The sequence below is a fragment of the Streptomyces gilvus genome, from assembly GCF_022513565.1.
GTDB lineage: Bacteria > Actinomycetota > Actinomycetes > Streptomycetales > Streptomycetaceae > Streptomyces > Streptomyces gilvus.
This window is the reverse complement of the sequence record NZ_JAKWBE010000009.1, coordinates 271,871-281,168: the sequence shown is the minus strand read 5'-3', so window position 1 is coordinate 281,168 and position 9,298 is coordinate 271,871. Positions and strand designations below refer to the sequence as shown.

The window sequence follows — 9,298 nt, the reverse complement described above, 5'->3', positions numbered from 1 at the left end:
ACCAACCCGATCAGCGAGACACCCGCGGTTCAGGTCTTCAACACGACCGCCGACACCATCGGCGAGCGGTGGGAGATCAGTGAGTGGCCCGTTCGCGGCGTCCAGGTCACCGCAGGCTTCGACACCGGCGGCGGGACGTGGGACATCTTTGCCTTCGGTCTGCCGGACTACCGCTACGGCACGATGGTGCCGGTCCCGGTCATCTCGGTGCCGCTCTACGCCACCGGTCTGACGCCCGGCAACACGTATCACCTCGTGATCCAGCAGCAGAAGCAGGCGGACCTCAACGACTACCTTGAGTTCGGTATCTCGTACCTGGCTGACGCAGATGACCTGCTGAAGAGCGCGAAGTACGCCGATAGCTGGGGGCCGTTGCTCGCGAACTACTCGCTTCAGGTGGACTTCTACAACACCGACATCGGCGGCCCGCTCGTTGCCTACAGCGGCCAGCCCTATCACCTCTGCTCCGACCCCATCACGCCAGCGTCGGGCAACGGCACGATCTGGGCCAGCACCAGCACGTTCGTGTGGAACTTCAACGGCAGGTTGCTCGGGTACCTGGAGTCGGTCCTGTTCCCCAACAACCCGTTGAACTCGAACCCGACGTTCGTGAGCGGCACCTCGCCCTGGACCCCGACGAACGCCACGCTGACGCAGTCCAACGCCCAGACGCACGGCGGCTACACGGAGTCGGGGCTCCTCACACCGAACGGCACCTCGGCCACCGTTTACGCTTCGTCGGAGAAGATGCGCGTCGCCCCTGGCCGGTGGTACGAGGCACAGGGGTGGCTGTACTCGCCGACGGGGTGGGCGAACGTGTCGCTCAGCGTCAACTGGTTCGACTCCTCGCAGGCCTACATGACGACCTCCAGCCACACCGTCTCGCTGACGGCGGCCACCTGGACCCAGCAGGTCAACAACTTCCAGGCACCGGCCGGGGCCGCGTACGCGACGCTGGTGCCCACGGAGGGCGGCACTCCTGGTGTCACGAACACGCTATTCCTGTCGTACCTCACGCTCACCGACGCCGACCCCAGGGCACTCGCCAGCGTCGCGGTGGTGAACTACAACGACGCCAACGGCGGCCCGGCGGGCGTCACGCAGCTCAACTGACGGCCCGCCAAGCCCTCTCAATCTCCTCTCAGGCTCGCTCTCGGCGGGCCTGAGGGTTTCCCAGGGTGAGGCCGGCCGCAGCCGCTCGCGGGCACTCAGCCCCAGCGGCAGGCCAAAGGCCGGCCAGGGTCGTGTCTGGCCGGCCAACGGCGCTCCAGCGTGGGTGCGTCAGGGGAACTTGGGGTCGGGGAAGCCCCAGTCCATCGCCATGGTGACCAGCGCCTCTCGCACGGCTTCGTCCCAGTGCGGCGGGTCGACCAGACTGCGCAGCAGCGTCTCGCCACCTTGGTTGATTGCTCGTCCCCCGGCCCTCTCGCCCAGCCAGCTCAAAGACAGAAATGCTCCCAGGCCGACCGGGGTCAAGTCACCGTAGCTGTCGGGACGGTGCCGCGACGCGACGTGAATCTCAGTCAGCGGACTTGGCATCGCCTTGAGCCCGACCGTTGCCTCAGCGACGCGGGGCAATACCGCGTTCGCCACGATGGGGACGCTGTCGCAGAACACTTGCACGAAGAGCTCCAAGCCGAGCGGGACGCCTGGCGGCAGCCAGAGGGCCGTGTCGAACAGAACCTCAAGCTCCGAGGAGGGCTCTTCGCCGGTCAGGGAGACCGTACAGACCAATTGCGCGCCGGGGCGCGAAGGGAAGGTCCCGTCGGCGCGACAGGTGGACATCAGCAGCTTTACGCGGCGGCTCGTAGCGTCAGAGAGCTGCCACGGCGTCGTGGCGACCTCCCCGCCGTCGCCCATGAGTTGCAGCCCCAGGTGTGCCAGAAGCGGGAAGGCGCGCGTGCCCTGCAAGGCCTCAGCGACTACCCCTGCCAACCCGCTCGGGAACCGCGTTCGCTCCTCGCCCTGCCACAGCCTCAGCCCGCCTGCGGCTCGCAGCACCAAGTCTGGGTCGTTGTCCTCGAATCGGAACGGGGACTCGTGCTTGTAGAGATCCCGCGTCGGCAAGGATGGCCGGGGCTCCGGCTGCGAGTTCGGGTCGTCCAGGAGCATCCGCATCATCTGCCGGTTCGCCTTCTCGTTGCGGGCGTCCAGCCGCACGAAGATTGAGCCATTGAGGACGATCGGCCGCGGGACGGTCGCCCGGTCGATGCGGACCACCAGGACGACCTTGTCCCCCGGCTCGTTGCAGGGCACCTCGATCACCTCGGGCGACCACGGCGGGTCGAAGCCCGTGCCCATCTGGTTGACCAGCTTTTCCTTCTCGCCGAGAGGCACGCCCCTGATCTCGGAGGGAACGCCCTTCTCTCCCTCGTCGACGCCCACGAAGAGGAGGCCGCCGTAGGTGTTCGCTAGCGCCGCGACCGCCTCAATCGGCTTGTCACCGGCGCGCTTGTACTCGACCGTGAGGCCTTCCCGGATCTTCAGGTTGATGAAGTCCTGGACCAAGGCCAGCGTGACCTCGGTGGAAGGCACGTGAAACAGCGGATGCATCCACAGAGCATCGCAGTCTCAGATGCCTCAAGACACCCGGTTTAACCGGTAAGAGCCAGGAAGGCATTCAGCGAAGGGCTGTCGGCTGGCCTGGCCCTACGTCCTACGCTTGGCCGGCCTAACCCAGGGGCAGCCCACAAGCGGGGTTGAGTGCCCGAGAGAGGCTGCGGCTGGCTGTACCTGGGTTTCCCGTTCCGGGGACTCTCGGCGTGCCCCAAGCGGGCAAGAGGCGGGCCCGCCGCAACGGGATTCTCGGCGCGCCGCTCACGTGGCAGACGACTCGTCAGGTCACGTTGGACGATTACGCAGAGTCAGTATTCGATTAGTCGCATGAACGACCAACCAGTTAGTGAGGCGGCCAAGCCGGGCCCAAGTGCCACGCGCGCCACCTCAGTTGCCACCTCTTGGCGAGACCCCGCGGTGCGTCAGCGTCGGCTGGAGGGAATGCGGGAGCGCCGCCAGCTTATCCAGGAGGGCAAGGCCCGGTGTTTCGTCTGCGGGCGCGGTCCGGAGAATGGCGACGCAGCCTGACGAGCGTTGAGCTTGCCAGGGGCGCAACAGGGAGGGGAACTGCATCTCATGAACACCTGGACCAGGATGACCAGACGGGGCAAGGCCGCAGTCGTGAGCGCCGTCGCGGGAGTGGCGCTGCTCGGTTTCAGCGCCTACGTCGACCTGTCCACCCCGGAGCCGCCGTCATGCGCCAAGCCCGAGAACCAGAACGGCATGGGAACCACGGCACTGAGTGACTGCCTGACCCGGGTCGGCAACTGGTGCCAGAAGAACTACCCCGATGACTCACTCTGCCAGAACAGGGTGTACGGGTATGCGCCCGGCAAGCCGGGCGACAGCGACTGAGGCGAGTGCAGCCGCAACCGAGGCGCACCGAGAGAACGGCCTCCGCGAAGTTGGAAGACGTGGAGGCCGGCTCACGCAAACTGCGGCGCCATCCGAACATCTTCAGTTTGTCATGACCACGCCAAGCGAGAGGGCGGCAACCATGAACCGGCAGCCCACGACCCAGCAACTTCAAGTTCTCACCGCGAGGGGAACCGACGGCACGATCACGTTCGACGGCCAGACCGTCACGATCCGCCGTCGCGGCCTCCTCGCTCGCATGGTTCACGGCGCGGGAGACGTCACCCTGCCCGTCGCCAGCCTCACAGCCGTCCGGTACAAGTCCCGCGGCCTCTCACGTGGCAAGCTGACGCTTCTCACCGTTGGATCGATAGTCGGCCCCGACGGCGGCAGCTTCAGGTTCACCAGGGATCCGATGAGCGTGGAGTTCAACCGTCACGGTCGAGACTTCAAGGCCATGCGGGACGCCCTAAACCACGCGATCAGTCAGCTGGCGCTCGCGCGGGCCAGCTGGCAGCCGGGTGTCATGAGGTGACTGACCCTGACGACCTGAAGCTGCGCCTGCTCGCCCGCGAGATCATGGAGATGCGGCTCGGTCTTGCCCCGTCCGCCGCGCTCAGCGTCACACGGGCAGCCGTCAGGCGCTTGGACGAGGACGCTCGCGCTGGCCGGCCGCTGGTCGCGCTCAAGGCCGCCGTGCTGGACGAGGTGTGGCGACGGCAGGCCGCCTGCGCGGTGGAGGTCGCCGCCACCCTCCAACCCGGCGACGGCGTGGCCGAGTTCACCGCCAGGCTGCGGCCCGCGTACGAGCGGGTGGTGGGCTACGTCCCGCCCGCGGACAAGATGCCCCAGCTCGTTGGACGCCTCGTCCGAGACGGCATCCTCACCGTGGCACCGGACCGAGGTCGGTGGAACGTTGCCCCCCTGGCACGGAAGGTCGACACGGAACTGGCAGAGGCTGCCAAGCCTGCCAAGATCACGATGCCAGCGAAACCGCGGGCCTCAGAGGCCGCGAGACGGGCTCTCGTTGAGGCCGACCTGCTGGCCTACCCCGACGACACCGTGGCTGCCCGTGCCAGGCGCCTCGGCCCGCAGCTCGGGCTGAGGGACCGCGCTGCCAGGGGGCAGATCAGCGTCATCATCCGTGAGCTGCGGGCCGCCGCGTAGGTAGCGTTGCTGAACCGTTCGTCTGTGAGGTTTCCGGACCGCTCCGTTGCATACGGGGTGTGAGCCACAATGCCGCTGTCATCGCAAAGAGCGGGCGCCCCGAGGAGCAGTCATGGCAAGAGACCGCAGCGGCCGGAAAGACAGAATCGCCTACAACCAGCAGGTGGCTGGTGCGGATACCGCCCCCATCGTTGGCGCTGCAATCTTCTTCGGGGCCTTCGCGTGGGGACTGGCCGACGTGACGCACGGCTACTCATGGGTGGCGTTTGTCGCGCTGCTCGTGATCGGGTGGGTGCGGGACACCCGAGTGCACAACCGCGTGGTGTTTGCGTGGAACCGTCGCGTAGCGGCGGACAGCGCCGTCGGCATCAGTGGCGCCCCGACCCCTGCGTACTGCCGGGATGCGAAGCTCAGTGACGGGACGGTCCTGGGCCTGGCGGTGCCCATACATACGGGCGGCTTTCACTTCTTCCCGGAGAGCGGCGGGTCTCATCAGTTCCCGCCACTGGAGATCGTCAACGTCAACCGGAGCCTGCCGTACCACAGGATCGAGATCAGCACGACGAGCACGGTGTGGCCAACGATCCTGGTCGAGCCGCAGACCTGGAATATCAAGGCGTGGGAGCTCCTCAGAGCTCAGGAGACCGACCGGGCAGACCAGTAGGGCCCGCCGCCAGAGCTGCTTCTGAGAGGTGCCGACACGGAACTGGCCGGCCTCCCACGGGGGGAGGCCGGCCAGTCGTCATTTCCGCCGCTACGCCCCCGGTCCCACGAGGCACCGGTAGGTGTTGGCGGTGTCGGCGTCGACGAGCGTGCCCTCAACGGACTTGAGAGAGGTCAAGGGCACCGGGACGTCCATGCCCGTCACGTAGACGGTCTTGCCGCCGCTCGTGTCGGCGTACCAGGACTTGTCGTAGGTGCGGCCCGTCAGGGTGGTCGCCGTCAGCTCGACCGTCCCAGGGCGGGAGGCGAACACCGCCCACCCCGCCTTGCCGCCATCCGCTCGGTAGCGGATGACGCAGCCGGTGAGCCCGTCGCCCTGGTGGTCGAGGCGCGGCAGGTCACTCGGCTGCGCGCTGGGCGTCGCCTTGGGCATGGCCGCCGCGTGGGTGGCGGACGGTGACGGTGACGCGTGACGGGTTTCATGCTGGGCAGCGTTGGGCGTCCCGTCGTTGCCGTCGGGGGAGCTGATCGCCTTGTAGGTGACGCTGGCCACGCAAAAGGCCACCACGCATGCGATGGTGGCCGTCTTCCGGTCAACTCTCACGCTGCCGGGCTCCCCTCAGGTGCCGAGGAGCCAGCGGAGGCGGATGGGCCGCCTCGCGCCACCCGCCAGGCGCGGTAGAGCCAGCGCGCCTCGTCACATGTGCTGTTCGCCCAGCCGTCCGCGTCGGTGGTCCTGCACGTCCTGCACCTCAGACCGTGGTCGATGAGGCGGCGGTACGCGGCCAGGGCGGGGTCCACCGTGGGGGTCTCGTCGTAGACGACCACGCGTTGCATGTGGCCGGGTCCGGACCCAGCGTCTTGCCACTGCCACTCAACGCGAGACATGGCCGGCCTCGCTCAGGTTGCCGTGGTGGACGAGAAGGGCGTTGAGAGCGCGGGCCAGGTGGCGGGCGTGCGTCGCGTCCGGCTCCGTCTGCCTGGTCAGCCTCAGCCGCGCGTCACCGACGCAGGCGAGCACGTCATACCGCCAGGCGCCACGGCGCGGCAGGCGACGAGCGCCCCGCTCCAGCTCAGGCATGAGCAGCTGAAGGTGACCCCGGAGCTGAAGGGTGAGGGTCTCCAGCTCGGCGACGGTGGGCGGCAGCGTCTCGGGAACGGCGTCAGGGTCGAGCAGACGGTTCACGGCCTGGCGCATCGTGGCCAGGTCGAGCGGGCGGTGATCTCGCCCTTGGGCGGTTGATAGCTGGGCGGTACGTTGACTCATGTTGGCGCTCCCATCAGCGTCGGCCACGCCCCCGGAGGTCTAGACCACCTCGCGGGGGTCCTTGCTTAGAACTGCTGAGGCTAGAACCCGCCCTGCGTCAAAGCCAGGAATGTGCAGAAGTGTGCAAGACCCCCTACCAGGCTGGAAGTTGACGACGCATGGAGGGTTGACCGCGCTCTCACGGAGGGGAGACTAGGACGCACACAACTGCACACCTAAGGCGAGGGAGACCACCATGCCACTACGGTTCATCGGCATCGACCCGACCACCGGCCAGGACAAGAGTCCGACCGTGTTCGTCGACGAGAAGACCAACGACATCGTGATCCAGGGGTTCAAGCCGGGCGGGGAGACCGAGGCGGAGGTCGCCGCGTTTGAGGTGCCCGGCCACGCCGTCGGCATCCCCGACGACGAGGCGGTCATCCGCATCCCCGCCCGCATGGCGCCGTTTCTGAGGGAGGCCTGTGATGCCGTCGAGCGAGCCGACGTTCGCTGAGCTCCTCGCGGGCTGCGAACGGGGTGCCGTTCACCTGGAGATGCGCGACAGCTACGCCGTGGACGAGGAGGCTGCCGACCTCGACCAGTGGCGGCGCACCGGCCAGCGCGACGCCGACCCCACCTCCGCGTACTGGGCTCCGTGGGTTCGGCTCATCGCCGGGGCGGTCGCCCGTGGCGTGACCGTCCGCCGCGTTCGCGTCGTCGCCGAGCCGGTGAGCGAGTACATCCGCTACGAGCACGCCGCCACCGGCGTCAACGTCGCCGCGGGCGAGCGGGTACGGTGGCTGCCCCGTCGCCGCGCGTCCGACCTCGCGTTGCCCGGCAACGACTTCTGGCTGTTCGACGACCGTCTGATCCGCTGGCACCACTTCAGCGGTGACGGGGTGTGGGCCGGGCAGGAGTTCTCGGAGGACCCGGCGGCGGTCAAGCTGTGCGCGGACGCCTTCGAGGGAGCCTGGGCCCGCGCCACGCCGCACGACCAGTACGAGATCCGGTAAGAGCAGCCCGCCAGGCAAGGAACCCATGTCCGTCTCCCCGTCCTCCTCCGCCCAGGCCGCGCGTGAGGCCGTCGCCCGACGGCTCCGCGACCTCCGGAAGGAGGCGGGGCTGACGGTCAAGGAGCTGGCCGCCGCGTGCGGCTGGCACCACGCGAAGACCTCCCGCGTGGAGAACGCGCTCACGGCGCCGTCCGCCCGGGACATCCGCGCCTGGTGCGAGGCGGCCGGGGCGGCCGGCCAGGCGCAGGACCTGATCGTCCAGTCCCTCAACGCCGAGTCCATGTACCGGGAGTGGCGGCACCAGGTCCGCAACGGGCTGCGGCACCTCCAGGACAGCGCGGCGCAGTTCTACCGCGACACGGAGCTGTTCCGTCTCTACTCGTCCACGGTCGTGCCGGGCCTCCTTCAGACGGAGGGCTACGCGGCGGCCGTCCTCCGCACCGCCGCGCGCTTCCGGGACCTGCCGGTGGACGACAGCCTGGACGCGGCGCGGGCCAGGGTGGAGCGCTCCCGCGTGGTGAACGAGCCGGGACACCGGTTCGTGGTCGTCCTCGAAGAGCACGTGCTCCGCTGCCAGATGGCCGACGAGGACGCGATGGCCGCCCAGCTCGGGTACCTCCTCACCGCCGGGGCGCTGCCGTCGGTGTCCCTGGGGATCATCCCGATGGCGACCAGGGAGCGAACCCAGTGGCCGGAGGAGTCGTTCCACGTCTACGACGACAAGCTGGCGTCGGTGGAGCTGGTCTCAGCGGAGGTGAAGGTGACCCAGCCGTCGGAGGTCGCGCTGTACGTCAAGACGTTCGAGCTGCTGCGCTCCATGGCGGTGTACGGGGCGGAGGCGCGGGAGCTGGTTCTCCGGGCGATCGAGGCGCTGCGGTAGGCGCAACGTGTGGACACGCTTACGTGCGTGGGGCGCTCACCGAGAGAGATGTGAGAGGGGCGCATCGCCTCATGCGTGGTGATACAGGCTGATCACGAATTAGATCTTCCGAGATCTGGATTGCAATTTTCTGGTGGTGTCCTGGCACCACAGCGCCCTATAAGCGAGAGGTCAGGGCCATCGCCACACTCACGATCTCCACGCTCACTCGCTTCACCTTCTCGCTCATCGCCACGTCACCGCGCTCGTCTCGCCTGACCACGCTCAGCGCGTGAAGCCGTGAGCCTCAGCTCCTTCTCGCCTCGCTCTCGTCTCACTCTCGCTGCGTGTGTGCGTGCCTGCCCAGGCAGGGCGCCCCACCCCTGAGCCGCGCACTCCCCAGGGAGGCCGGCCACGCTGGCGGTGCTCACCTCTCAGCGCAACAAGAAGCGGCGTGACGCGCTGATCCGCGTCACGCCGCTCTGGGGGTGGCTGCTACTTCTTGGTGCGCTTCGCGGCGATCTTGTCCCGCACTCGGTAGACGAGCTCGTTGGTGTTCTCGGTGCGGCGACGCTGGAACGTCAGCTTGGTTTCCCGGTCGAAGCAGTAGCGACGCGCCTGCTTGAAGACGCGCTCAACCGCCTCAGGGCTGCTGAGGGTCACGATCTGCCACGCGTTCTTGTCCTTCTGCCAGGCCTCGTACGCGTTCTCCACGAAGGTGGCGACCTCCTGGGGGACGGTGCTGCTGCCCGCCTCGTAGCGCTGCGGGGCGAGGAGCGCGGTGAGGTCGTCCGCGACCTGCGCGGCAGGGATCTCAGCGGCGGGAGCGGGCTTGGTGGCCTTGGCGGCGGTGGTCTTGGAGGCTGCGGTCTGCGCCATCGTCTCTTCCTCTTCCTGTTCCGAGGCGGTCAACCGGTTGGTGACTGCCTGTAGTTA

General features: G+C 68.1%; 12 protein-coding genes. 8 read left to right on the top strand and 4 right to left on the bottom strand.

The window, feature by feature from the left end; genetic code table 11:
- Positions 1-1,113, top strand: a 1,113-nt coding sequence (locus tag MKW14_RS17150; RefSeq protein ID WP_240863408.1) for a hypothetical protein, incomplete at its 5' end; no start/stop codon positions are given.
- 168 nt (positions 1,114-1,281) lie between these two features.
- On the opposite strand, the gene MKW14_RS17145 is transcribed toward MKW14_RS17150, so the two are convergent.
- Positions 1,282-2,553, bottom strand: a complete 1,272-nt coding sequence (locus tag MKW14_RS17145) for an AlbA family DNA-binding domain-containing protein (protein ID WP_240863407.1) — start codon at positions 2,551-2,553, stop codon at positions 1,282-1,284.
- Positions 2,554-3,132: 579 nt separating this feature from the next.
- Between MKW14_RS17145 and MKW14_RS17140 the strand changes: the two genes are divergently transcribed.
- The 4 genes from MKW14_RS17140 to MKW14_RS17125 all read left to right on the top strand — a co-directional run bounded on the left by MKW14_RS17140 (position 3,133) and on the right by MKW14_RS17125 (position 5,242).
- The gene (locus MKW14_RS17140) at positions 3,133-3,411 is read left to right on the top strand and encodes a hypothetical protein (protein WP_240863406.1); all 279 of its coding nucleotides are present in this window, start codon (positions 3,133-3,135) and stop codon (positions 3,409-3,411) included.
- 112 nt (positions 3,412-3,523) lie between these two features.
- On the top strand, positions 3,524-3,946 hold the full coding sequence (locus tag MKW14_RS17135; protein ID WP_240863405.1) for a DUF4429 domain-containing protein: 423 nt from the start codon (positions 3,524-3,526) through the stop codon (positions 3,944-3,946).
- The gene (locus MKW14_RS17130; protein WP_240863404.1) at positions 3,943-4,578 is read left to right on the top strand and encodes a hypothetical protein; all 636 of its coding nucleotides are present in this window, start codon (positions 3,943-3,945) and stop codon (positions 4,576-4,578) included. Before MKW14_RS17135 ends, MKW14_RS17130 begins: the two co-directional genes overlap by 4 nt.
- 112 nt (positions 4,579-4,690) lie before the next feature.
- Positions 4,691-5,242, top strand: coding sequence for a hypothetical protein (locus tag MKW14_RS17125; protein WP_240863403.1), 552 nt, complete (start codon positions 4,691-4,693; stop codon positions 5,240-5,242).
- Between the two features lie 90 nt (positions 5,243-5,332).
- Here MKW14_RS17125 and MKW14_RS17120 read toward each other — a convergent pair whose 3' ends face one another.
- Complete coding sequence (locus tag MKW14_RS17120) at positions 5,333-5,794, bottom strand: hypothetical protein (protein WP_240863402.1); 462 nt, start codon at positions 5,792-5,794, stop codon at positions 5,333-5,335.
- Positions 5,795-6,115: 321 nt separating this feature from the next.
- On the bottom strand, positions 6,116-6,508 hold the full coding sequence (locus MKW14_RS17115) for a DUF6415 family natural product biosynthesis protein (protein WP_240863401.1): 393 nt from the start codon (positions 6,506-6,508) through the stop codon (positions 6,116-6,118).
- A gap of 235 nt (positions 6,509-6,743) precedes the next feature.
- Between MKW14_RS17115 and MKW14_RS17110 the strand changes: the two genes are divergently transcribed.
- Genes MKW14_RS17110 through MKW14_RS17100 form a run of 3 tightly spaced genes read left to right on the top strand, consistent with a single transcriptional unit; the run spans position 6,744 to position 8,383 of the window.
- A complete protein-coding gene (locus tag MKW14_RS17110) occupies positions 6,744-7,004 on the top strand; it encodes a hypothetical protein (RefSeq protein ID WP_240863400.1) in 261 nt (86 codons plus the stop codon).
- Positions 6,976-7,503, top strand: a complete 528-nt coding sequence (locus tag MKW14_RS17105) for a DUF6879 family protein (RefSeq protein WP_240863399.1) — start codon at positions 6,976-6,978, stop codon at positions 7,501-7,503. Before MKW14_RS17110 ends, MKW14_RS17105 begins: the two co-directional genes overlap by 29 nt.
- Positions 7,504-7,528: 25 nt before the next feature.
- Positions 7,529-8,383, top strand: a complete 855-nt coding sequence (locus MKW14_RS17100; RefSeq protein WP_240863398.1) for a helix-turn-helix domain-containing protein — start codon at positions 7,529-7,531, stop codon at positions 8,381-8,383.
- A gap of 474 nt (positions 8,384-8,857) precedes the next feature.
- Here MKW14_RS17100 and MKW14_RS17095 read toward each other — a convergent pair whose 3' ends face one another.
- Positions 8,858-9,241 (bottom strand): hypothetical protein, encoded by a 384-nt coding sequence (locus MKW14_RS17095; protein WP_240863397.1) that lies wholly within the window; start codon positions 9,239-9,241, stop codon positions 8,858-8,860.
- Positions 9,242-9,298: the final 57 nt, after the last annotated feature.